This window comes from Caulobacter sp. Root1472, assembly GCF_001426985.1.
Taxonomy (GTDB): Bacteria; Pseudomonadota; Alphaproteobacteria; order Caulobacterales; family Caulobacteraceae; genus Caulobacter; species Caulobacter rhizosphaerae.
Genome location: NZ_LMFX01000018.1, coordinates 1 through 21,763, shown reverse-complemented (window position 1 = coordinate 21,763; position 21,763 = coordinate 1). Strand labels below are relative to the sequence as shown.

Annotated in this window: 22 protein-coding genes; 18 read left to right on the top strand and 4 right to left on the bottom strand. The window is 69.0% G+C overall.

Annotation, left to right across the window (positions count from 1 at the left end; all coding sequences use genetic code 11):
• Positions 1-135: 135 nt before the first annotated feature.
• Positions 136-345: a hypothetical protein gene (locus tag ASD47_RS13510; protein ID WP_056757279.1), complete on the top strand. Its 210-nt coding sequence runs from the start codon at positions 136-138 to the stop codon at positions 343-345.
• Positions 346-354: 9 nt separating this feature from the next.
• On the opposite strand, the gene ASD47_RS13505 is transcribed toward ASD47_RS13510, so the two are convergent.
• Entirely contained in the window at positions 355-1,071 is a 717-nt protein-coding gene (locus ASD47_RS13505; RefSeq protein WP_056757276.1) for a ribonuclease T2, read from the bottom strand.
• Positions 1,072-1,143: 72 nt separating this feature from the next.
• A complete protein-coding gene (locus tag ASD47_RS13500) occupies positions 1,144-1,776 on the bottom strand; it encodes a LysE family translocator (protein ID WP_056757273.1) in 633 nt (210 codons plus the stop codon).
• A gap of 238 nt (positions 1,777-2,014) precedes the next feature.
• Here ASD47_RS13500 and ASD47_RS13495 point away from each other — a divergent pair, with 238 nt between their 5' ends.
• From ASD47_RS13495 to ASD47_RS13480, 4 genes are all read left to right on the top strand, one after another.
• Positions 2,015-4,384: a TonB-dependent siderophore receptor gene (locus ASD47_RS13495; RefSeq protein ID WP_056757270.1), complete on the top strand. Its 2,370-nt coding sequence runs from the start codon at positions 2,015-2,017 to the stop codon at positions 4,382-4,384.
• A gap of 95 nt (positions 4,385-4,479) precedes the next feature.
• A complete protein-coding gene (locus tag ASD47_RS13490) occupies positions 4,480-5,163 on the top strand; it encodes a Fe2+-dependent dioxygenase (protein ID WP_056757267.1) in 684 nt (227 codons plus the stop codon).
• Between the two features lie 87 nt (positions 5,164-5,250).
• Entirely contained in the window at positions 5,251-7,938 is a 2,688-nt protein-coding gene (locus tag ASD47_RS13485) for a PAS domain S-box protein (RefSeq protein WP_056757264.1), read from the top strand.
• A 195-nt stretch (positions 7,939-8,133) separates the two neighbouring features.
• Entirely contained in the window at positions 8,134-9,795 is a 1,662-nt protein-coding gene (locus ASD47_RS13480) for an MFS transporter (RefSeq protein ID WP_056757261.1), read from the top strand.
• On the opposite strand, the gene ASD47_RS13475 is transcribed toward ASD47_RS13480, so the two are convergent.
• The gene (locus ASD47_RS13475; RefSeq protein WP_056757258.1) at positions 9,792-10,670 is read right to left on the bottom strand and encodes an NAD(P)-dependent oxidoreductase; all 879 of its coding nucleotides are present in this window, start codon (positions 10,668-10,670) and stop codon (positions 9,792-9,794) included. The two genes, ASD47_RS13480 and ASD47_RS13475, sit on opposite strands and share 4 nt — an antisense overlap.
• Before the next feature lie 151 nt (positions 10,671-10,821).
• Between ASD47_RS13475 and ASD47_RS13470 the strand changes: the two genes are divergently transcribed.
• The 6 genes from ASD47_RS13470 to ASD47_RS13445 all read left to right on the top strand — a co-directional run bounded on the left by ASD47_RS13470 (position 10,822) and on the right by ASD47_RS13445 (position 15,610).
• Positions 10,822-11,376 (top strand): (2Fe-2S)-binding protein, encoded by a 555-nt coding sequence (locus tag ASD47_RS13470; RefSeq protein ID WP_056757255.1) that lies wholly within the window; start codon positions 10,822-10,824, stop codon positions 11,374-11,376.
• Complete coding sequence (locus ASD47_RS13465; RefSeq protein ID WP_056757251.1) at positions 11,373-13,562, top strand: xanthine dehydrogenase family protein molybdopterin-binding subunit; 2,190 nt, start codon at positions 11,373-11,375, stop codon at positions 13,560-13,562. Before ASD47_RS13470 ends, ASD47_RS13465 begins: the two co-directional genes overlap by 4 nt.
• A gap of 134 nt (positions 13,563-13,696) precedes the next feature.
• On the top strand, positions 13,697-14,419 hold the full coding sequence (locus tag ASD47_RS27620) for a LuxR C-terminal-related transcriptional regulator (protein ID WP_156402241.1): 723 nt from the start codon (positions 13,697-13,699) through the stop codon (positions 14,417-14,419).
• 74 nt (positions 14,420-14,493) lie between these two features.
• The gene (locus tag ASD47_RS13455; protein ID WP_056757245.1) at positions 14,494-14,841 is read left to right on the top strand and encodes a hypothetical protein; all 348 of its coding nucleotides are present in this window, start codon (positions 14,494-14,496) and stop codon (positions 14,839-14,841) included.
• 59 nt (positions 14,842-14,900) lie between these two features.
• The gene (locus ASD47_RS13450) at positions 14,901-15,125 is read left to right on the top strand and encodes a hypothetical protein (protein ID WP_056757242.1); all 225 of its coding nucleotides are present in this window, start codon (positions 14,901-14,903) and stop codon (positions 15,123-15,125) included.
• Between the two features lie 74 nt (positions 15,126-15,199).
• Positions 15,200-15,610, top strand: coding sequence for a hypothetical protein (locus tag ASD47_RS13445; RefSeq protein ID WP_056757239.1), 411 nt, complete (start codon positions 15,200-15,202; stop codon positions 15,608-15,610).
• Positions 15,611-15,628: 18 nt separating this feature from the next.
• Here the strand turns inward: ASD47_RS13445 and ASD47_RS13440 are convergent, their stop codons facing one another.
• Positions 15,629-16,234, bottom strand: a complete 606-nt coding sequence (locus tag ASD47_RS13440) for an NTP transferase domain-containing protein (RefSeq protein ID WP_056757236.1) — start codon at positions 16,232-16,234, stop codon at positions 15,629-15,631.
• A 29-nt stretch (positions 16,235-16,263) separates the two neighbouring features.
• On the opposite strand from ASD47_RS13440, the gene moaA reads away from it, so the two are divergent.
• The 7 genes from moaA (at position 16,264) to ASD47_RS13410 (ending at position 21,611) form a co-directional block, all read left to right on the top strand.
• Complete coding sequence (gene moaA, locus ASD47_RS13435; RefSeq protein ID WP_056757233.1) at positions 16,264-17,322, top strand: GTP 3',8-cyclase MoaA; 1,059 nt, start codon at positions 16,264-16,266, stop codon at positions 17,320-17,322.
• A 1-nt stretch (position 17,323) separates the two neighbouring features.
• Positions 17,324-17,563, top strand: coding sequence for a MoaD/ThiS family protein (locus tag ASD47_RS13430; protein ID WP_056757229.1), 240 nt, complete (start codon positions 17,324-17,326; stop codon positions 17,561-17,563).
• On the top strand, positions 17,560-18,015 hold the full coding sequence (locus tag ASD47_RS13425; protein ID WP_056757226.1) for a molybdenum cofactor biosynthesis protein MoaE: 456 nt from the start codon (positions 17,560-17,562) through the stop codon (positions 18,013-18,015). Before ASD47_RS13430 ends, ASD47_RS13425 begins: the two co-directional genes overlap by 4 nt.
• An 11-nt stretch (positions 18,016-18,026) precedes the next feature.
• Complete coding sequence (gene moaB, locus ASD47_RS13420; RefSeq protein ID WP_056757222.1) at positions 18,027-18,581, top strand: molybdenum cofactor biosynthesis protein B; 555 nt, start codon at positions 18,027-18,029, stop codon at positions 18,579-18,581.
• Positions 18,582-18,594: 13 nt separating this feature from the next.
• The gene (gene moaC, locus ASD47_RS13415; protein ID WP_056757219.1) at positions 18,595-19,065 is read left to right on the top strand and encodes a cyclic pyranopterin monophosphate synthase MoaC; all 471 of its coding nucleotides are present in this window, start codon (positions 18,595-18,597) and stop codon (positions 19,063-19,065) included.
• A 72-nt stretch (positions 19,066-19,137) separates the two neighbouring features.
• Positions 19,138-19,623: a tetratricopeptide repeat protein gene (locus tag ASD47_RS26140; protein WP_082564609.1), complete on the top strand. Its 486-nt coding sequence runs from the start codon at positions 19,138-19,140 to the stop codon at positions 19,621-19,623.
• A gap of 845 nt (positions 19,624-20,468) precedes the next feature.
• Positions 20,469-21,611 carry a Fic family protein gene (locus ASD47_RS13410; protein ID WP_056757216.1) on the top strand — a complete coding sequence of 381 codons (1,143 nt, stop codon included), beginning with the start codon at positions 20,469-20,471 and terminating at the stop codon, positions 21,609-21,611.
• Positions 21,612-21,763: the final 152 nt, after the last annotated feature.

Here is a 21,763-nt window from a genome sequence, read left to right as displayed (position 1 = left end):
CGGAGGGGTCCCGGGCACAAGGCCCGGGATGACGATGGTGAAGGGGAACGATCGCGCTCCTCCGCACACCCATGAGACAAACCACCGGGATACCCGCCCATCCCCCACGCGTTCCCCAACCGAAGGAGCGCGCCCATGACCATCAAGGACCAGGCCGACCAGGAGATCGAGGCCAGCCGGGACGGCGACGTCGACATCGCCTTCCTGCTGCCCGAGGAGCGCTGGGACGAGTTCCTGTCGCTGACCGGCGCGCGGCCCGAGGGCGACCCGCCGGAGGCCACCTATCGCGGCGTCCGCTTCAAGCGCGCCCCGGTGACGCAGATCATCCACGAAGAAGGCTTCTAACGCGCGGCCCTACCGCCTCGGCGTCACCCGGATCGTCACGGGGTCCGGCGTGCCGTTGCCGCCCCGGCAGGCCGCCAGCTTGAAGTCCAGGTCCATGCAGACCCAGACCTCGGTCAGGCGGTTGTCCTTGTTGACGCGCACGTTCAGCCCGTCGGCCGTCATGCCGCGATTGCGCTTGAGGAAGGCGGCCCGCACCTGGCCCGCGGTCATGGTTCCATTCGGGCCGGGCTTGAGGTCCGGCACGTTCAGGCGCTCGCGCACCTGGCGGGCCTTCTTGAAATAGGCCTCGGGGGTGTCCCACTGGCAGGTGCCATGCGCCTGCCACTCGTGCTGCAACAGCCAGGGCGAGGGAGTCATGCACAGGTTGGCCAGCACCGTCGCGGCGCTGATCGGTGGGCTGGGCTTGCAATAGCGCGGGTGGACCTTGTCCGGCCCGTTGGGCCACAGACCGTGCACCGTGAAGCCGAAATCGTTGTTCCGGCACTGGATCGTCTTGTCCGACTCCGGGATGCCGGCGCGGCAGGACTCCGGCGACCAGAACAGCGCCAGCAGGTAGGCGGCGGTGGGCACGTCGGTGTGGACCTGGTCGGCCGGCGGGACCTCGGCCGGGGCGGGGATCACGCTGGGCGGGACCGCGCAGGCCTTGAGGCTGGACGCCTGGGCGGCGCCGGTGAGGGCCAGGGCGGCGAAAAGACCGATCACGGCCTGGGCGATCTTCGACGACATGCGGGCTCCGGAACTGGCTTGAGCCTTCTCTAGCACGGCTTGGCCCGCCCAGAAGCCGCTGGGATGCGCGGATTACTTCCGCGCCTCGGTCGCCATCCGCACGGCCAGGCCGCCCAGCACCGAGGCCATCAGCCAGCGCTGGACCAGGGCGAAGCTGGGGCGCGTGGCCAGGAAGCTCGCGATCGTGCCGGCCGCCAGGCAGATGCAGCCGTTCACGGTCAGGCTGATGACGATCTGGCTGCCGCCCAGGGCCAGGGACTGGCCGAGCACCGCGCCCCGGTGCGGATCGATGAACTGCGGCAGCAGGGACAGGTACAGCATCGCGGCCTTGGGGTTCAGCAGGTTGGTCAGGAAGCCCATGCTGATCAGCCTGGCCGGGCTGTCCTTGGGCAGGTCGCGCACCTGGAACGGCGAGGCGCCGCCGGGCCGGATCGCCTGCCAGGCCAGCCAGGCCAGGTACAGCGCTCCGCCGAACCGCAGGATGTCGTAGGCGATCGGGGCCGCCATCAGCAGGGCGGTGATGCCCAGGGCCGCGCAGACAAGATAGACCACGAAGCCGGCGGCGGTGCCCGCCAGCGACACGATCCCGGCCCAGCGCCCCTGGCTGATCGAACGGCTGACCAGATAGAGCATGTTCGGCCCCGGGGTCAGGGCCATGCCCAGGCAGACGAGGCAGAAGGCGATCCAGGTCTTGGCTTCGGGCATCGGCGAACTCCTTGGCGAAGCGACCTGTACATCGGTTCGCGGCCAAGGCTGAAGTCAGCTTTCCTGAAGGCCCTGGCAGGGCTGGGAACAGGTCCGCGGCCCGCCCCGAGCGCGTCGCGGGCCTCCATGTTATTTCTGAGAATGATTATCATTGCACGCCAGCAACGCTCCAGCTAAGAACGCGTCGCAATTACGACAAAGGGCCGCGCTCCCCCGACGGCCTTGCTGGGGTTTTTCGATGCACAAGTCCTCCAAGCCCGCCGTCGCCGGCGTCCGCAGCCAAGCCCGCAGCGCGCTGGGCGTCGCGGCCGTCGCAGGTCTGGCCGGCCTGGTCCTGGCGCCCGCCGCCTTCGCCGGAGCGCCTGACGCCGATGCGGCCGTCGCCACGGCGAGCGGCGCCGCGGCCGGTCCCGCCGACAGCGCCACCGAGGTCTCGGGGGTCAAGGTCGACGGCAAGCGCGCGGTCGCCGAGGTCCAGTCGCCCAAGCTGACCGCCGCGCTGGTCGACACCCCCAAGGCCATCACCGTGATCCCCGAGCGGATCATCCGGCAGACTGCCGCCACCTCGCTGCAGGACATCCTGCGCACCTCGCCGGGCATCACCTTCGGGGCGGGCGAGGGCGGCCAGCCCCTGGCCGACCGCCCGTTCATCCGCGGCCAGGCCTCGGGCAACAACGTCTTCGTCGACGGCGTCCGCGACAGCGGCGGCCAGACCCGCGAGGTGTTCAACCTCGAACAGGTCGAGGTCGTGAAGGGCCCCGACAGCGCCTATAGCGGCCGTGGCTCGGGCGGCGGCAGCATCAACCTGACCTCCAAGACCCCCAAGGCCGACGACTTCGCCACCGGCTCGCTGGGCGTCGGAACGGACGAGTATGTCCGCGCCACGATCGACCTGAACCACAAGATCAACGACAGCGTCGCGGTGCGCCTGAACCTGCTGGGTACGCAGGGCAACACCCCGGGCCGCAAGGCCGTGGACTTCGACCGCTGGGGGATCGCGCCGTCGATCGCCTTCGGCCTGAACGGCCCGACCCAGCTGGTGGCCAGCTACTATCACCTCGACGGGAACAACATGCCCGACTACGGCCTGCCGCTGTTCACCAAGGTGACGGGCGTGGCGCGCGACGCCTCGGGCATCCTGCCGGTCGACCGCGACAGCTTCTACGGCCTGAAGGCCCGCGACTACCAGAAGACCAAGGCCGACATCGGCACAGTCTCGTTCGACCACCAGATCAACGAGAATCTCGGCGTCCGCCAGGTGCTGCGCTACTCCAAGACGCTGAACGACTACATCCTGACCAACCCCGGCGACGCGGGCGCGGCCCAATTCATCGACGGCGTCTGGTGGATGAAGCGGGGCACCAAGACCCGCTGGAACCCGACCACGACGATCGCGGCGGTCACCGACCTGCACGGCAAGGCCGTGACCGGCGGCGTCGAGCACAGCTTCGACATCGGTCTGGAGCTGAGCCGCGAGAAGAACCTCAACGCGGCCTACACCACCTTCACCACCTCGGGCTCGGCCTGTCCCGCGGACTACAAGTACGCCGTCAGCGGGGCGGTCACGACGCGCGAGGTCCTGGGGGTCGGCGACTGCACCAACGTCTTCGCTCCCAATGCCGACGACCCGTGGACCGGGATCACCAATCGCGGTCCGGCCAACTACAACCTCGCCAAGACGGCCGCCGTCTACGCCCTCGACACCTTGAAGTTCGGCGACAAGTGGCTGCTGAACCTCGGCGTTCGCCACGACAACTATCAGAGCCTCGGCCACGACTACACCACGACCAACGCCGGCGGCGTGTTCACTGTCACGGCGATCACCTACCGCAAGGCCGAGTGGAGCTTCACCAACTACCAGGCCGGCCTGGTCTACAAGCCGACCGAGAACTCCAGCCTCTACGTTTCCTACGGCACCGCCTCGACGCCGCCGGGCGTGGCGGGCGGCGACCAGAACAGCAACGGCACGAACGGCACGGGCAACCTGGCCAACCAGACGCTCGAGCCGGAAGACAGCGAAAGCTTCGAAGCCGGCGCCAAGGTCAATGTCTTCAACGACGCCCTGGCCCTGTCGGCGGCGCTGTTCAAGACCACCCGCAAGAACGCCCAGATCCAGGTCGACGCGGGCGTTTACCAGCAGGTCGGCGAGACCCAGGTCAAGGGCGTCGAATTGGGCGTGTCGGGCAACATCACGCCCAAGTGGCAGGCCTTCGGCGGCTACACCTACATGGACAGCGAGCTGGTCCGCGGCGCCTATAACGGCGTCAACCAGGGCGACACCCTGGCCAACACGCCCAAGAACACCTTCAGCCTGTTCACGACCTATCGTGTGACGCGGCCGCTGTCGCTGGGCGGCGGCGCCTACTACGTCTCCAAGACCTTCGGCGGCAACCAGGGCGGGGCCGGCGGCGGCGCCAACGGCGTCTACCTGCCGTCCTACTGGCGCTACGACGCCTTCGCCAGCTACCGGGTCAACGACCGGGTCGACGTGCAGCTCAACGTCCAGAACCTGACGGACGAGCGCTACTTCACCAAGACCAACGGCGTCCACCATGCCGACCCCGCCCCGGGCCGGCAGGCGATCCTGACCTTGAACGTCAAGTACTGAGCCTTCTCCTCCCCGAAAGCGCTCGTTCCTGACGTCCAAGCCTCGCCCGGGAGCGGCCCCTCCCGGGCGAGGGCATTTCTGATAGGAGTGGGGCCATGATGATCCAGATCCCCGACGTCCTGACGCCCGACGAGGTCGCCCATTGCCGGGCCGTGCTGGATGCGGCCGAGTGGATCGACGGCAACGCCACCTCGGGCTTCCAGGCGGCGGCGGCCAAGACCAACCAGCAGCTGCCGCAGGACGGCGCGGCGGCCCGCGAGGTCGGGGCGATCATCATCCAGGCCCTGCAGGCCAACCCGCTGTTCGTCTCCGCCGCCCTGCCGCGCACGATCCTGCCGCCGCTGTTCAACCGCTACGGCGTCGGCATGGGCTTCGCTGACCATGTCGACAACGCCATCCGCCGCGACCCCTCGACCGGCCAGCCGCTGCGCACGGACCTGTCGATCACCGTCTTCCTGAGCCAGCCCGAGGACTATGACGGCGGCGAGCTGGTGGTCGAGGACGCCTATGGCAGCCACCTGGTCAAGCTGGAGGCCGGCGCGGCGATCCTCTATCCGGCCTCCAGCCTGCACCATGTGACGCCGGTGACCCGCGGCGTGCGCACGGCCAGCTTCTTCTGGATCCAGAGCCTGGTGCGCGACGACGCCAGGCGCGCCCTGCTGCTGGACATGGACGTGGCGATCCAGCGCCTGTCGAGCGCGGTGGGGGTCGCCGACCCGTCCGTGCTGTCCCTGACCGGCACCTATCACAATCTTTTGCGCATGTGGGCCGAGGTCTGACACGCGGCCAGCGAACAATGATCGCTGGCGCCAACCATAAGTTTACCCTTCAGCTTCAGCATCGGGCTTCCAATCCCTGGAGCCGCGATGCCCTCGCCCCCGAAGTCCGCACGGTTGAGCGACGCCGAGAGCGCGCGATGGTTCTTCGACCACTCGCATGACCTGTTCGCCGTGGTGTCCCGCGGCCGGTTCGCCACGGTCAACGCGGCCTGGACCCGGGTGACCGGCTGGACCCACCAGGAGCTGATCGGCCAGCCCGCCTTGCGCTTCGTCCATCCGGAGTCGCGCGCCGACTTCATCGAGACCGCCTCGCTGATCCGCGCCACGGGCGAGGCCGTCAACCACCTGAAGGTGACTTGCAAGGCCGGGGGCTGGGTCTGGCTGGAGGGCCAGTCGCGCCTGGGGCCGAACGGCGAGATGGTCGGGACCTTCCGGGACGTCACCGCCGACATGGCCCGCCGCGCCGAGATCGCCGCCGCCCACCACACCCGTGAGCTGCTGGCCTCCTCGGCCGGCATCGGCCTTTGGAGCTACGAGCCGCACGAGCAGTCGATCGAGTGGTCGCGCGATCTTCTGGAGACCACGGGCCTGGGGGCCGAGACCATCGCCCGGCCCGAGTCGTTCTACGCCCGGCTGGACCCGGCCGAGCGCGAAGGCCTGGTCGAGGCGTTCGAACGTGCGGTGCGCACGGGCGAGGGTGGGACGATCGAGCACCGCCTGCGCGGGGCCGGCGCCCAGTGGTTCACCTACCGCGCCACCTTCCGCACCGAGCCGCGGGCCGACGGCCTGTTCGCCCTGAAGGGGATCTCGCAGAACGTCACCGAGGTGGCCCGCACCCGCGACGCGGCCGTCTGGGGCGAGCGTCAGGCTCGACGGCTGGTCGAGGAGGCCCCGTTCGCCGTGGCGCTCTATGACCGCGACCTGCGCCTGCAGGTGGTCAGCCCGCGCTTCCTGGAGATCTTCCAGGCGGACGAGGCGCGGGTCATCGGCCGCAGCCTGCACGAGCTGACCTCCGGATCGCGCAAGCGCTTCGTCCGGGCCGTCGAACGGGCCCTGACCGGCCAGACGGTGGTGCGACGCGAGGACCAGTTGCACGACGGCCTGGGGCGCAGCCACACCCTGCGCTGGGAGGCCCGACCCTGGCGCGACGCCGACGGGGCGATCGCCGGCGTCATCACCTACATGGACGACGTCACGGCCCTGTCGCAGGCCCGGCGCGAGGCCCGGGCCAACGCTCGCCGACTGCGCGTGGCGCTGGGCGCGGCCCAGGCCGGCGTCTACGAGATCGACCACGTGGAAAAGGCCTTCTGGGGATCGCCCGAATTCCATCGCATCCTGGGTCGCAAGGTCACCTATGATGACGTGCGCAGCGCCGTCTGGCCGATGATCCATCCCGAGGACGTCGCGGCGGTCTACGCCGCCGCCGAGGCCCGCCGCCGCGCCGACAACGGTGATCGCGAGTCCGGGGAGCGGTCCTTTGACGTGCGGGTGATGACGCCGGACGGCGACGGCAAGTGGATCCGCATCTTCCACGAGGTGCGCTCCGACGCCAGCGGTCGCATTCGCAAGGCTTTCGGCCTGATCCTCGACATTGACGACAAGAAGCGGGCCGAGCTGGCTCTGGTCGAGGCCGAGCGCGCCGCCCAAGCCGCCAACGAGGCCAAGGCCCAGTTCCTGGCCAATATGAGCCACGAGATCCGCACGCCGATGAACGGGGTGCTGGGCGTCATGCACCTGCTCAAGCGCGAGAAGCTGCCGGGCGAGGCCGACCACCTGCTGGGCGAGGCCTTGGCCTGCGGCCGCATGCTGTCGACCCTGCTGGACGACGTGATCGACTTCTCGCGGATCGAGGCCGGGCGGCTGGACGTCACCCAGGAAGCGGTCGATCCCTGCGAGCTGGCGATGGGCGTGGCGCGGCTGCTGCGGGCCCAGGCCGAGCACAAGGGTCTGCAGCTGCACGTCGACGCGCCGGACATCGGCCTTGTCCTCACCGACCCCAGCCGGCTGCGCCAGGCGCTGTTCAACCTCGTGGGCAACGCCGTGAAGTTCACCCTGGCCGGTTCGGTGACCCTGAAGGTGCGTCGCCCGGACGGCGGCGAGCCGCGGGTGGTCTTCGAGGTGACCGACACTGGCGTGGGCATCGCCGCCGAGGCCCAGGCCCGATTGTTCGAGCGGTTCCAGCAGGCCGACGCCAGCACCACCCGCCGGTTCGGCGGCTCCGGCCTCGGCCTGGCCATCACCCGGCGGCTGGCGCAGATGATGGGCGGCGAGGTGGTGTTCACGTCGCGCGAGGGCGTCGGCTCGACCTTCCTGCTGACCATCGCCGCCCCGCCGGCCCAGGCCCGCGCGGCCGAGGCCGAGATGGCCGACGGCCTGCTGGAGGGGCTGAGAATTCTGGTGGTCGAGGACAACGCCACCAACCGTCTGGTCGCCCGCCGCATCCTCGAACAGCTGGGCGCCAGCGTCGAGACGGCCGAAGACGGGCTGGACGGAGTGACGACCGCGGCGCGGGGCTTCGACCTGATCCTGATGGACGTGCAGATGCCCGGCATCGACGGGCTGGAGGCCGCTCGGCGCATCCGCAACCTGCCCGGTCCCGCCGCCAGGACGCCGATCATCGCCCTGACCGCCAACGTCCTGTCGCACCAGCGGGCCGCCTATCTGGCCGCCGGCATGGACGGCGTCGCCGCCAAGCCGATCTCGCCTACCGCCCTGATCGGCGAGATCGTCCGCCTGGCGGGCGGCGAGGTGCAGGCCGAGGCGGCGGTGGCCTAATCCTCCCCCTGTGGGGGAGGTGTCGGCGAAGCCGACGGAGGGGGGAGTGATCGGCGGGCGACATCCTGCAGGATTTATCTTCCTAAAACTCCCCCCACCGATCGCTACGCGATCGCCTCCCCCACAGGGGGAGGACCTTCCCTCGTCGGCGAAAACCGCTAATGCTCCCCCCAAGAACACCGGGGGAAACCACGCATGACGGCCAAGGCTCAGGGTGAGGACCGCGCCTCGATGCGCACCGTGGTGGCGGCCTCGTCCGCGGGCACGGCCTTCGAATGGTACGACTTCTTCATCTTCGGCAGCCTGGCCCAGGTGATCTCCAAGACCTTTTTCACCGGCCTGTCGGAGACGGCCGGCTACATCGCGGCCCTGGCCCTGTTCGGGGTGGGCTTCGCCTTCCGGCCGCTGGGCGCGCTGGTGTTCGGCAAGATCGGCGACCAGGCCGGCCGCAAGGGGGCGTTCCTGGCCACGGTGCTGCTGATGGGCGGGGCGACCTTCGCCATCGCCCTGCTGCCCACCTACCAGCAGGCGGGGATCGTCTCGCCGATCCTGCTGATCCTGCTGCGCTGCGTGCAGGGCTTCGCCCTGGGCGGCGAATACGGCGGGGCGGCGATCTACGTGGCCGAACATTCGCCGCCGAACCAGCGCGGCCGCTCGACCGCCTGGGTGCAGAGCTCGGCGTCCCTGGGCTTGTTCGCGGCGCTGCTGGTCATCCTGGCGACCCGCTGGCTGCTGGGCGGCCTTGCCGGGCCGGCCGCCTTCGACGCCTGGGGCTGGCGCATCCCGTTCGCCGTATCGATCGGCCTGCTGGCGGTCTCGGTCTGGATGCGGCTGAAGCTCAGCGAAAGCCCGACCTTCGCCCGGATGAAGGAGGAGGGCGCGGGGTCCAAGGCGCCCTACGCCGAGGCTTTCGGCCAGTGGAAAAACCTCAGGCTGGTGCTGCTGGCCTTCTTCGCCGTCATGTCGGCCCAGGGCGCGGTCTGGTACACGACGTTCTTCTACATTCAGACCTTCATGGAGAAGTTCCTGAAGGTCTCCCCGGGCACGATCAACGGCCTGATGATGGCCGCCGCGGCGGTCAGCGCGGTGCTTTATGTGGTGTTCGGCTGGCTGTCGGACAGGATCGGCCGCAAGCCGGTGATGCTGGGCGGCATGGTCGTCGCCCTGGTCTTCTACTTCCCCGGCTTCCACCTGCTGGAGCGCGCCGCCAATCCGGCCCTGGCCGAGGCTTCGGCCCGGGCTCCGGTGACCGTCACCGCCGATCCCAAGGACTGCGCCCTGCAGTTCGACCCCATCGGCAAGGCCGCCTTCGTCTCGTCCTGCGACATCGCCAAGAGCGCCCTGGCCAACGCCGGGATCTCCTACGCCAACCAGGCCGGCCCGGCTGGTTCGGCGGCCGTCGTCCAGATCGGCCAGACCCGCATCGTCTCGCACAGCGCCGAGGGTCTGGCGGCCAAGGACAGCAAGGCCGTGAAGACCGCCGGCGAGGCTGCGATCAAGGCCGCCCTGGTCAGGGCCGGCTATCCGGCCAAGGCCGATCCGGCGCGGATGAACTGGTGGGGCGTGTTCGGCGTGCTGCTGGTGTTCGTGGTCGGCGCCACCGCCCTGTACGGGCCGTTGGCGGCGGCGCTCGTCGAGCTGTTCCCGACAAGGGTGCGCTACACCGCCCTGTCGCTGCCCTACCACATCGGCACGGGCTGGATCGGCGGCTTCGTGCCGTTCAGCGCCTTCGCCATCGTCGCGGCGGTGGGCAACATCTATGCCGGGCTGTGGTACCCGGTGATCTTCACCCTGATCAGCGTGCTGACGACCCTGTTTCTGCTGCCCGAGACCAAGGACCGCAGCCTGGACAGCTAGATCACCTCGACCGCCACCGAGGCGGCCGCAAGCGCCTGGACGATCGTCGGATCGACCGGGGCCACGATCAGCCGCACGATCTGCTTGCCCTCCTGGGCCAGCGCCACCAGCGTCTCGGCGGCGACCTGCGCCGGCTCCAGCCGCTGGGCGTCGCGGCGGGCCAGGGTCACGATCTCCGGGTCGGCGCCCTCGTCGGCGACCAGCACGTCGGCCGCGCCCAGGGCCCGCAGGGCCCTCAGCGTCAGAAGGTCGGACGGCCCCTTGCCGGCGATGAACCGCACCTTGCCCTCGCGGCCGACGCCCTTGGCCAGGGCGTCGCGGAGCAGCTGGCCGGCCTTGTCCATGTCGCCGGCCATGGCGGCCTGGGCGGCCTCGCCGGTCACGGCGTCGCGCAGGAAGGCCCGGCGCTCGTGCAGGACGGGCAGGGCGGCGCGCACCTCGTCCTGGAACTTGCGTAGCAAGGCGGCCACCCGGCCCGCGCCCTCGGGGACCTGGGCCTCGATGTCGTTGCGCAGCTTGGTGGCCAGGGTCGGCGAGCCGCCGCCGGTGCCCACCGCCGCCACCACCTCGCCTCGGTCGATCACCGCCGGGGTGTTGAAGTCGCTCATGGCCGGCTTGTCGACGACGTTGACCAGGACCCGCGCCGCGCGCGCCGCGCTGGCCGCCGCCTGCAGGAACACCTCGTCGTCGCCGGCCACGAAGGCCAGCACCGCCCCGGCGTAGGTTCCCGGCAGGAAGGCGGCGTGGCCGTCCACCCGCACCACCGTCGCGGGCGAGCCGTCGAACAGCCGCGCCTTGTTGTCGGCGGCTTCGCCGCTGCCGGCGATCACGACCCTGCGGCCGGCCAGGGGGAAATAGGCGGGAAAGGAATCCAAGGGCGCGGGTCCTGAAGGCGGAAGCGGGTGAAGATCCCGGTCAGGCTAGCCTGCCTGACGCAAGATTTCACTGGCGGGATTGGGTCTGAGCAGTGTTAGGTTCGCGCAAACCGGGTCGTCAGGCCCCACTTTTCGCGCGGGAGGCGAAAGCATGGCGTCGATGTTGGACATCAACGGCAAGACGGTCAGCGTGAAAGCGGCGCCGGAGACGCCCCTGCTGTGGGTCTTGCGCGACGAGCTGGGCCTGACCGGCACGAAGTTCGGCTGCGGCATGGCCCAGTGCGGGGCCTGCACGGTCCACGTCAACGGCGACCCGGTGCGTTCGTGCGTGACGCCCATCGCGGCCCTGGCCGGCGCCAAGATCGCCACGATCGAGAGCCTGGGCGGAACCCACCCGGTGCAGCAGGCCTGGGTCAAGCACGACGTCCCGCAGTGCGGCTACTGCCAGTCGGGCCAGATCATGTCGGCCGCCGCTCTACTGGCCCAGACCAAGGCGCCGAGCGACGAGGACATCGACAACGCCATGAGCGGCAACATCTGCCGCTGCGGGACCTACCAGCGCATCCGCGCCGCCATCAAGGACGCCGCCGGCCTGACCGGGGCCCCGGTGGTCGCCGCACCCGCCGCCAAGCCGCTGGCCTCGAATGACGTCGACGACGAGATCGCCGCGGCCTCGGGCTCGACCGGCCGGGGAGTGGGCCAATGAACGGGCCTTTCGAGAAGCTGCGGCGCCAGGACGGGGTCAGCCGTCGCGACCTGGTGGTCGGCGCCGCCCTGGTCGGCGGCGCCCTGCTGGTCGGCTGTTCGCCGGCCGACCTGATGAGCGCGGGCTCCAAGGTCGAGCCCGGCGCCTTCGGGCCGTTCATCCAGTTCGATCCGGACGGGGCGGTGACGGTGCTGTCCAAGCACATCGAGTTCGGCCAGGGCAATCATGCGGGCCTGGCGGCCATCGTCGCCGAGGAGCTGGACGCCGACTGGAGCCGGGTGAAGGTCATCCACGCGCCCGCCAACGCCAAGCTCTACGGCAACAGCACGGCCGGCATCCAGCTGACCGGCGGCTCGTCGGCGATCTCCAACTCCTGGGAGCAGCTGCGCAAGGCCGGCGCCGGGGCGCGGGCGATGTTCGTGCAGGCGGCGGCGACGCGATGGAACGTCCCGGCCGGCGAGATCACCGTCAAGGACGGGATGGTCGGCCACGCCAGCGGCAAAAGCGCGGGCTTTGGCGAGCTGATCGCCGACGCCGCCAAGGTCGCGCCGCCCGAAAACCCGACCCTGAAGGACCCCAAGACCTTCACCCTGATCGGCACGGACCGGGTGCGCCGCAAGGACAGCCTGGTCAAGAGCACCGGCGCGGCCCGCTACACTCAGGACGTCCAGCTGCCGAACATGATGGTGGCGGTGGTCGCCCACGCGCCGCGCTTCGGCGCGACGGTGAAGAGCTTCAACGCCGACGAGGCCCGGAAGGTGGCCGGAGTGGCCGACGTCTTCCAGATCCCGACCGGGGTGGCGGTGGTCGCCGACACCACCTACGCCGCCCGCATGGGCCGCGAGGCGCTCAAGGTCGAGTGGGACGAGGGCAAGGTCGAGACCCGGAGTTCGGCGACGATCGCTCAGCAATGGCGCGACATCGCCGCCGGCAAGGGACCCGCCGACCTGAAGTGGGAGGCGTTCGACTCCAAGGGCGACGCGGCCGCGGCTTCGGCGGGCAAGGGCCCGGCGGTGTTCGAGACCACCTACGACTTCCCCTACCTGGCCCATGCGACCATGGAGCCGATGAACTGCGTGGCGATCGTCGACGGGAGCAAGGTCAAGCTGATCCACGGCTCCCAGGCCCAGACCCTGGACCAGATGAACGCGGCCAAGATCGTCAAGACCCTGCCCGGCTCGGTCGAGATCGAGACCCTGTTCGCCGGCGGCTCGTTCGGCCGGCGGGCCAACTTCCCGTCCGACTACGTGGCCGAGTGCGTGGCCATCGCCCACAAGGTCAGCGGCGGCCGGCCGGTGAAGCTGGTCTGGACCCGCGAGGATGACATGCAGGCCGGCTTCTTCCGGCCGCTGGTCCATCACGCCGTGCGGGTGACGCTGGACAAGGACGGCTATCCGGCGACCTGGCGCCACCGGATCGTCACCCAGTCGATCATGAAGGGCTCGCCCATGCCCATGAAGGGGCCGGACCAGACCGCGATCGAGGGCACGGCCGGCTCGCCCTATCTGAAGGCGACGCCGGTCGTCGACGCCCAACTGGCCCTGCCCGAGGGCGGCGTGCCGGTCCTGTGGTGGCGGTCGGTTGGCGCGACCCACACCGCCTTCGTCATGGAGCACACGATCGACCAGCTGGCGCTCAAGGCCGGCAAGGATCCTGTCGACTACCGCCGGGCGCTCTACGCCAAGGCCGGCGCCCAGCGGCACCTGGCGGCCCTGAACCTGGCGGTCGAGAAGGCCGGCCCGGCGCCGGCCGCGGGCTTCACGCGCGGCGTGGCCGTGCACGAGAGCTTCGGCTCGGTGGTCGCCCAGGTGGCCGAGGTCAGGGTGGTCGACGGCCATCCCCGGGTCGGCCGGGTGGTCACGGCCATCGACTGCGGCGTGGCGGTCTCGCCCGACCAGGTCGCGGCCCAGATGGAGGGCGGAACCTGCTTTGGCCTGTCGGCGGCGCTGTACGGCGAGATCACCCTCACGGACGGCAAGGTCGACCAGAGCAATTTCGACACCTACCGCGTGCTGCGGATCAACGAGGCGCCGACCGTCGAGACCTACATCGTGCCTTCGGGCAATCCGCCCAGCGGCGTGGGCGAGCCGGGCACGCCGGTCATCGCTCCGGCGGTGGCCAACGCGCTCCTGGCCCTGTCCAGGACGCCCACCACCCGCCTGCCGTTCGTCCAGGCGGGGACTTGAACCTCGGGGCGGGCGATGGTGAAACACCTGCCGCTTAGCGAAATTCGATACGGTTTTGCCGAGACGCGCCCTCTGGTGGCGTCATCAGTCAAGTCTTGCTGGACGTGAGGCGAGCCGCGAACCATTTTAGCGGCATGGTGGACTCCGGCGACAACCTGGGCTTCGAGCGGCTGACTCCCCGCGAGCGGGAGATCCTGCGGCTGATCGCCCAGCATCGCCAGTCCAAGGAAATCGCCCGCCTGCTGAGCCTGTCGCCGAAGACGGTCGAGATGCATGTGCTCAGCGCCCGCCGCCGCTTGGCGGGCCTGGGCCGCCGCGACGCCGCCCTGGCGTTCATCGCCTGGGAAACCGACCCCGGTAATGACTACCGTAAGCAATCGGCTGAGCTAGCCACGGCCCAGTTTGAGGGCTCTTCTCGTTTCAACAGCGAGAGCAGCCATGACCAAGCCTTCCACGAACAAGCCTTCCACGAACAGCCCGAACCCGGCCTCGGCCTTCTTCATCGCGAGCTGGCAGTCCCTCGAAGAGGGCCTGACCTTGATGGCGGGAACGCCCGAGCGCGGCCGGCTGGTGGCGGAGACGGTCTCGGCCCTGCGCAAGGCGCAGGCGGCGGGCGATCCTCCGGGCAAGCTGCTTCTGAGGGTCCTGGCCGCGACGGCCTTCCTGGCGGACGACACGCCGCTCCGTATGGAAGGAGCTGGCGCGATGACCTGACTCCCTTGCAATGGCTGGGCCTGATCCTCGCGGTCGCCACCCTGGGCGGAATCCTGCTCGGGACGGTCACGATGGGTGCCCATGAATTCCTCTACGCCCTCCAGCGGTTCCGCGAGGGCTGGAGCCCGCCCCCGGCGCCCTGAGCGCCGAGCTTCCAGAAACATTTTCATCGACTTGAACGTGCGGGGGGCACCCGTGCGACCGGGAGAGTCATGCCATGAAACGCACTGAAGCCGCCCGAGCCGGCGCCGAGAAGTTGATGCGCGCCGAGGCCGCGATCGACGCCGCTCTGCGCGAAACCGCCGAGCTGATGGGCCTGCTGCCCACGCTGCGGCTGGAAACCAAGCTGTCGGCCGTGCTCGGCCAGCAAGCCGTCGCCAACCTCGGCGAGACCCTGGCTCATATCGTATCCGCACGCCGGACGATCATCGAAACCCACAGCGCCCTGGCTGTCGTCCGCACCCAGATCGGCTGCGGGTCCTTGGCCAGCGGCGACATGGACAAGCCGGGCGATCCTCCGCGCACCGGCGGCCTGCACGCCGTCCCCGGCGGCCTGGCCGCCTGATCCCGGGCTGCTGTCCGTTCACGGCGCAAGCCGCCCTTCGACCCCTAAGAGGTGTGCAAATGAGCACCGCCCAAATCGTCCAGCTGCAGCAGGGCGCCACGTCCGATGAAGTGAATGAATTCCGTCGCCACCTGCGGACGCTCGGTCCGGTGCAGCGCCGCATCCTGTCGGTGCTGATGCCCCAGCTGGTCGCGCTGGAACAGGCCGGCGACTCCGATGGCGCGCTGAGCATCATCGAGGAAGTGAAGACGATCCTGTGGGAAGGCCGCCGTACGCGGCACTAGCCGACCTCTGGTTGCTTCTCTGGCTTCCGCGCCTGGGGCATGGTGGCGCCCGATTCTAACCGGGCGTCACCCTCTTGCAGCTCCACACGCTCATCTCCCTGATCCTCGCCATCCTGGTCTGCGGACTGGCCATGTGGCGCGGCGACCGCGCGGCCCGCTGGGTCGGCGCGGCGTTCCTGGCCTCCTGGCTGGGATCGATGCTGGTCTACCGGCGAGACCCCTACCACGCCGACTATGGCATCCTGGCGATCGACGCGGTGACCCTGATGGTCTTCGCCTGGATCTCGATGCGGACCCGGCGGATCTGGACGATCATCGCCTCGGCCTTCATGGCCATCATCGTCGCCTCGCACGTAGCGGTGATGATCGACCTTCGGGTCACCCTCGGCACCCTGTTCATCGGCATGGCCATGTGGAGCTACGGTGTTCTGGCCTGCATCGCTTTCGGCACCTGGGCGTCGCGCCGCGGCCACGCGCGGTCCTGATTCACCCGGCCTGAGCGGTCAGGCCAGGTCCTCGGGCCGGTCAACATCGAACAGAACGCCGGGTTCGGCGCTGTCGACCAGCGCCAGGCGATCGCCCAGCGCGGCCAGCACCTCGCGCGCGCCGACGTCGCCGCCCAGGGCCTGCAAGGCGGGAAAACAGGCCCGACCGAACAGCACCGGATGGCCGCGTCGCTCCATGAAGCGCGGCGCGACGGCGTCGACGTCGGGGGCCAGAGCACGAACCAGCGCCTGGGAGAGGCCACTGGGGATGCGCGGCATATCGCCCAGGAACACGAAGACGCCGTCGGGATCGGATCGCAAGGCCTCGACCCCCGCCCGCAGCGAGGCCCCCATGCCCTCGGCGGCGTGGGCGGTCACGACGATCTCAAGATCAGCCTCCCGGCCCAGCGCCTGGGCATGGTCGCGGGCGAAGGCGGCCAGGTCGCCGTCGCCGTCGGTGACCAACAGGACCCGCTCGACCGGAGCCGAGAACGCCGCGTCCAGGGCCCCCGCCGCCAGCGGACGGCCCTCGAAAGACGCGAGCAGCTTGCGCCCGCCGAACCGGCGCCCGGCCCCGGCCGCCAGGACCACGGCGTCGCACCGCGCGCTTTTTCTTTCCGCCATGCCGTCTCGCGCCTATCTTACAAACCGACATGACGCCCTATGACGCCAGCCCCGCGCAAGCGGCAACCCGTTCCGCGCACCCGCCCAGCCGGCTGCCCAGCCGATTGATCGACGGCTTCGGTCGCGCGGTGACCTATCTGCGCGTCTCGGTCACGGACCGCTGCGACCTGCGCTGCACCTACTGCATGGCCGAGCACATGACCTTCCTGCCCAAGGCGGAGGTGCTGTCGCTGGAGGAGCTGGATCGCCTGGCCTCGACCTTCGTGGGTCTGGGCGTGCGCAAGCTGCGGCTGACCGGCGGCGAGCCCCTGGTCCGCAAGGGGATCATGACCCTGGTCGAGGGCCTGTCCCGCCACCTGCGGTCCGGGGCCCTGGACGAGCTGACGATGACCACCAACGGCACCCAGCTGGCCGGCCACGCGGCCGACCTGGCTCGCCTGGGCGTGCGGCGGATCAACGTCTCGCTCGACACGCTCAAGCCCGACCTGTTCCGCAAGCTGACCCGGGGCGGGGACCTGTCCAAGGTGCTGGCCGGGATCGACGCGGCCCTGGCGGCCGGGATCCAGGTCAAGATCAACGCCGTGGCGCTGAAGCACGACAACGCCGGGGAACTGCCGGCCCTGATCCAGTGGGCCCACGGTCTGGGCGCCGACATGACCCTGATCGAGACCATGCCGCTGGGCGAGATCGACGAGGACCGCACCGACCAGTACCTGTCGCTGAAGGACGTCCGCCGCGACCTCGCCTCGTTCTGGACCCTGACGGACCTGGCCTACGCCACCGGCGGCCCGGCCCGCTACGTGCGCGTCGAGGAGACCGGCGGGCGGCTGGGCCTGATCACCCCGCTGAGCCACAATTTCTGCGAGGCCTGCAACCGGGTGCGCCTGACCTGCACCGGCACCCTGCACACCTGCCTGGGCCGCGACGACGCCAGCGACCTGCGGGCGGTGATCCGCGGCGGCGCCGACGAGGCGGAGCTGGAGCGGGCGATCTTCGCGGCCATCGGCGCCAAGCCGCAGGGCCACGACTTCCAGATCGACGGCGCGCGGCCGGCCGTGGCCCGTCACATGTCGACGACCGGGGGCTGACATGGCCCGCGTGCTGCTGTTCGGACGCCTGGCCGACCAGGCCGGCTGGCGCGACCGGGCCGTCGAGGCCGGCTCCCTGGCCGCCCTGCGCGAGGCCCTGGCCGCCGACGATCCGGGCCTGGCCGAGGCGCTGTCCGGGCCCGGCGTCCAGGTGGCGGTCGACAAGGTCCTGGTCCGCGGCGAGGCCAGCCTGGCGGCGGCGACCGAAGTCGCCTTCCTGCCGCCGATGAGCGGCGGATGACGACCCTGCCGTCCATCAGCCTGACCGCCCAGGCGTTCGAGCCGGGCGCCCTGCTGACGACCTTCTGCGCCGGCCGCGACGAGACCGGGGCGGTGGCCAGCTTCGTCGGCCTGGCGCGGGCCGAGCGAGGCCAGGCCACGACCCTGGAGCTGGAGGCCTATCCCGGCTTCACCGACGCGGCGATCGCCGCCTTCGCCGAGGACGCCAAGGCCCGGTTCGACCTTCACGACTACCGCATCGTCCATCGCATCGGCCGCATCGCGCCGGGCGAGGCGATCGTCTTCGTGGCCACGGCGGCCAGCCATCGCCGCGCCGCCTTCGAGGCCTGCGACTTCCTGATGGACTATCTCAAGAGCCGCGCGCCCTTCTGGAAGAAGGAGCACGGCCCGGACGGCGAGCGCTGGATCGAGCCGACGGCTCGCGATAGGACCGACGCGGAACGCTGGGACTAGGAGAACGATCGATGTCGGCAGGCAGCCTCATCCCGGGCGGCGGGATCAAGCCGGAGCTTCCGTTCAAGCCGGTGCGAGTGGCGGTCCTGACCGTCTCGGACACCCGCGACGAATCCACCGACACCTCCGGCCAGCTGCTGGTCGACCGGATCAAGGCCGCGGGCCATGACCTGGCGGGCCGCCTGGTCGTCCGCGACGACGTCGACAAGATCCGCCAGACCGTGCGCGACTGGATCGCCGGCGGCCAAGTCGACGCCGTCGTCACCACCGGCGGCACCGGCCTGACCGGCCGCGACGTCACGGTCGAGGCCCTCGAGCCGCTGTTCGACAAGAAGATCGACGGCTTCTCGGTGGTGTTCCACCTGGTCAGCTACGCCACGGTGGGCCTGTCCACCCTGCAGAGCCGCGCCACGGCCGGCCTGATCGGCGGGGTGTTCGTGTTCTGCCTGCCGGGGAGCAACGGGGCGGTCAAGGACGGCTGGGACAAGGTCATCTCGGCCCAGCTCGACAGCCGCCACAAGCCCTGCAACATGGTCGAACTGATGCCCCGACTCCTAGAGCAATAGGATTGCTGGAACAGTGACCCGCCTGACCCACATCGACGACCAGGGCCGCGCCCGCATGGTCGACGTCTCGGACAAGGCCGAGACGGTCCGCGAGGCGATCGCCGTCGGCTTCGTGCGGATGCGACCCTCGACCCGCGAGCTGGCTGTCTCCGGAACCGGCCGCAAGGGCGACGTTCGCGCCGTGGCCGAGATCGCCGGGGTGATGGCGGCCAAGAAGACCGCCGACCTGATCCCGCTGTGCCACCCCCTGGCCCTGTCCAAGGTCGAGGTCTCGGTCGAGCCGGCCGAGGGCGGGCTGGCGGTGATGGCCCGCGTCAAGCTGAAGGGCCAGACCGGGGTGGAGATGGAAGCCCTGACCGCCGTCTCGGTGGCCTGCCTGACGATCTACGACATGCTGAAGGCCGCCGAGAAGGGCATGGTCATCGAGGCCGTGCGCCTGGTCGAGAAGACCGGCGGCAAGTCGGGCGACTGGCGAGCGGAGTAGATCCGCAAGGGTGGGCTTCTGGCCCCCAGCGGACGTTTGGCCCAGCGCCGCAGCCATGCCAGAACGCAAGTCATGGTGGATACTGAAGCACTGTTTCGGATTGGTGACGCTGCCGAGGAAGCTGGCGATTTCGGCTTGGCGTTACGCTCGTTCGAACGCGGCTCGGCGCTTGGTTCGCCTGAATGTCTGACGCGACTGGCCTATTTATACGATGTAGGCGTCGGCGTTCAGGTCGATAAAGACTTGGCGATGAAACTGTATCAGCGCGCTTGGCGTCGAAATGGTTCGACGGTGGCGGCTGAGAATATCGCGATATTGTATCAAGAGGTTGGTCGCTACCGGGAAATGTTCCGGTGGCATCAACGGGCCGCCAGGAATGGCGACGGAAGCGCGCAGCTCAATTTGGCGAAATGTTATCTCGACGGCCTAGGTGTACGGAAAGACCCTCGGTTGGCTATGCGCGCCCTCGCGATCGCTGAAGGCTCCATCTACATAACTGACGATGAGCGCGAAGAGGCGCGCGCCCTGATCGAAATGCTGAAGCCTCGTCTCGTCTAAAAGGTCGGGCATCCAAACCTGGCCGGCCTTCCTGACATCCGCTCAAGGCGCCTGGTCCCAAAGTTCGCTTTCAGCGTTGGCGCGAATTTCCGATTACGACCCAAGTCGGGCCTTAGGTCTGAGCGCCCGCCCAAAAAATACATCCGTCATTCCGGGCCGTGCGGCTACTCAAACCGACATGTGCTCCGGGTGGCAATCTAAGGGTCCCCGAAACACGTCCTGAGATCGAGGGCTCGGCGGCGACTGCAAGGCCTCGGCTCAAGGACCTGCTCGCCTCAAGCCGACACCAGCTCTGCATTGCGGTATAGACGTCCGCTACGAGCCGATGCCAATAGCCGCTCTCCCGACGGGGAGATCATGGAGCAGACCCGCTATCGGAGCCTGGCGACGATGCAAGGCTACATGCGGTGGGCAAAGCTCCGAGCGGCGGGCAGGCGGCAAGGTGGGGCCGTGAGCAAATACCTAGGGGGCGACCTTTGACTGCTGAAGCGACAGGCTCGGGTGTGAACCACCAGGCCGCCGAGTTCCTCGACTACTACTGCGATGACAAGACGCGCGCCGACTACGCTGTGCTGATCGAGGGCGCTTGCCCGCCTGCATGGAATGCGCATCGCGGTAGAGCCTGTCCCAGGCCGCGCTGGCATCCCGCGACCCAGCACAGGCGGCTGCTAGATGGGCGCGTCGTGGCCGCTTTGAGCGGTGAGAGCTAGGCCGGCTTGTTGTTCTCAAAAACCAGCGATCGGCCGTTTTCACGCCACCGGACGCAACGTCCCTGATCAATTGATAGGGGCTATATAGATCACATTTACATGGATTTTGATCGATATATCGATTAGATATCGATCATGGTTTGGAATTGGCAGCAGGAAGGTTGGCCCGAGTTTACTTGGGAACAGCGCAAATTGGTGCGCGCCGAAGCGCTCTTCATCGAGAACGCGGGCGTGCTCATTGGCGTGTCCAAGCATCTGGACGCCGACGACCAATATGCCCTGCGCATCGAATTGATGAGCCATGAGGCCGTCGATACCTCCGCCATTGAGGGCGAACCGCTCGACCGCGATAGTGTCCAGTCGTCCATCCGCAGACACCTAGGCTTGGCCAGCGACCGTCGCCGCGCGTCGCCCGCCGAGGCCGGCATCGCGGAAATGATGGTCGATCTTTATGAGCATGCCGCCAGGCTGCTGACCGAAGAGGTCCTGTTCCGCTGGCATCGCTGGATCACCAATGGGCGCACCGATCTCGTCGATATCGGGCGCTATCGCACCCACGCAGATCCGATGCAGATCGTCTCGGGCGCGCTGCATGCCCCGAAGGTGCATTTCGAGGCTCCGCCCTCGTCGGACCTCCCCACGGAGATGCAACGCTTCTGGGACTGGCTGGAGCGCACAGCGCCGGGCGGTAGCACGCCCTTACCCGCCGTCACCCGCGCCGGCATCGCCCACCTCTGGTTTGAAAGCATCCACCCGTTCGAGGACGGCAACGGCCGGGTCGGTCGCGCGATCAGCGAGAAGATCTTGGCGCAGGGATTGGCGAATCCAGTTGTGACTGGCATGGCCAGCACCTTGTTGCAGCATCGTAAGGCCTACTACGCCGAGCTTGAGCGCGCACACCGAGATCTCGAAATCACCGACTGGCTGTTGTGGTTCGCCGCCAAGACACTGGAGGCGCAGCAACGAACTCTGCGCCAGATCGAATTCGTGCTGGATAAGGCTCGCCTCATGGGCAGTTTGCGTGGCGTGCTGAACGAGCGCCAGGAAAAGGCGCTTATTCGGTTATTTGCCGCTGGGCCGGAAGGCTTCAAGGGCGGGCTCAGCGCCGCCAACTACATGACCATCACGGGCACGACATCGGCGACCACCACCCGAGACCTCGCCGCGCTGGTCGACACCGGCGCGCTGACTCGCACCGGTGCGAACAAGGCCACGCGCTATCATCTGAACATCGCCACCACGCCACTTTCGTCGCTCGACGAGCACGACATCGCCTAAGCTCTACCGTCGGGCCACGTTCGCGAGCCTCACAAAACGCGCCTCTTACTAAAGGTCCGTGTGTGGACGCCCCAGTCGAGGCAAGAGGTTTTTCGAGATTTCTGACGCAGTCGGTACAGGTGCTTCCGTGTGTCCGGCCTGTTGATGCGGCT

What these genes read in the sequence shown, in the direction of transcription:
- ASD47_RS13510 (WP_056757279.1), top strand. Translation starts at nt 136, where the DNA reads ATGACCATCAAGGACCAGGCCGACCAGGAGATCGAGGCCAGCCGGGAC.
- ASD47_RS13505 (WP_056757276.1), bottom strand. Translation starts at nt 1,071, where the DNA reads ATGTCGTCGAAGATCGCCCAGGCCGTGATCGGTCTTTTCGCCGCCCTG.
- ASD47_RS13500 (WP_056757273.1), bottom strand. Translation starts at nt 1,776, where the DNA reads ATGCCCGAAGCCAAGACCTGGATCGCCTTCTGCCTCGTCTGCCTGGGC.
- ASD47_RS13495 (WP_056757270.1), top strand. Translation starts at nt 2,015, where the DNA reads ATGCACAAGTCCTCCAAGCCCGCCGTCGCCGGCGTCCGCAGCCAAGCC.
- ASD47_RS13490 (WP_056757267.1), top strand. Translation starts at nt 4,480, where the DNA reads ATGATGATCCAGATCCCCGACGTCCTGACGCCCGACGAGGTCGCCCAT.
- ASD47_RS13485 (WP_056757264.1), top strand. Translation starts at nt 5,251, where the DNA reads ATGCCCTCGCCCCCGAAGTCCGCACGGTTGAGCGACGCCGAGAGCGCG.
- ASD47_RS13480 (WP_056757261.1), top strand. Translation starts at nt 8,134, where the DNA reads ATGACGGCCAAGGCTCAGGGTGAGGACCGCGCCTCGATGCGCACCGTG.
- ASD47_RS13470 (WP_056757255.1), top strand. Translation starts at nt 10,822, where the DNA reads ATGGCGTCGATGTTGGACATCAACGGCAAGACGGTCAGCGTGAAAGCG.
- ASD47_RS13465 (WP_056757251.1), top strand. Translation starts at nt 11,373, where the DNA reads ATGAACGGGCCTTTCGAGAAGCTGCGGCGCCAGGACGGGGTCAGCCGT.
- ASD47_RS27620 (WP_156402241.1), top strand. Translation starts at nt 13,697, where the DNA reads ATGGTGGACTCCGGCGACAACCTGGGCTTCGAGCGGCTGACTCCCCGC.
- ASD47_RS13455 (WP_056757245.1), top strand. Translation starts at nt 14,494, where the DNA reads ATGAAACGCACTGAAGCCGCCCGAGCCGGCGCCGAGAAGTTGATGCGC.
- ASD47_RS13450 (WP_056757242.1), top strand. Translation starts at nt 14,901, where the DNA reads ATGAGCACCGCCCAAATCGTCCAGCTGCAGCAGGGCGCCACGTCCGAT.
- ASD47_RS13440 (WP_056757236.1), bottom strand. Translation starts at nt 16,234, where the DNA reads ATGGCGGAAAGAAAAAGCGCGCGGTGCGACGCCGTGGTCCTGGCGGCC.
- moaA (WP_056757233.1), top strand. Translation starts at nt 16,264, where the DNA reads ATGACGCCCTATGACGCCAGCCCCGCGCAAGCGGCAACCCGTTCCGCG.
- ASD47_RS13430 (WP_056757229.1), top strand. Translation starts at nt 17,324, where the DNA reads ATGGCCCGCGTGCTGCTGTTCGGACGCCTGGCCGACCAGGCCGGCTGG.
- ASD47_RS13425 (WP_056757226.1), top strand. Translation starts at nt 17,560, where the DNA reads ATGACGACCCTGCCGTCCATCAGCCTGACCGCCCAGGCGTTCGAGCCG.
- moaB (WP_056757222.1), top strand. Translation starts at nt 18,027, where the DNA reads ATGTCGGCAGGCAGCCTCATCCCGGGCGGCGGGATCAAGCCGGAGCTT.
- ASD47_RS26140 (WP_082564609.1), top strand. Translation starts at nt 19,138, where the DNA reads ATGGTGGATACTGAAGCACTGTTTCGGATTGGTGACGCTGCCGAGGAA.
- ASD47_RS13410 (WP_056757216.1), top strand. Translation starts at nt 20,469, where the DNA reads ATGGTTTGGAATTGGCAGCAGGAAGGTTGGCCCGAGTTTACTTGGGAA.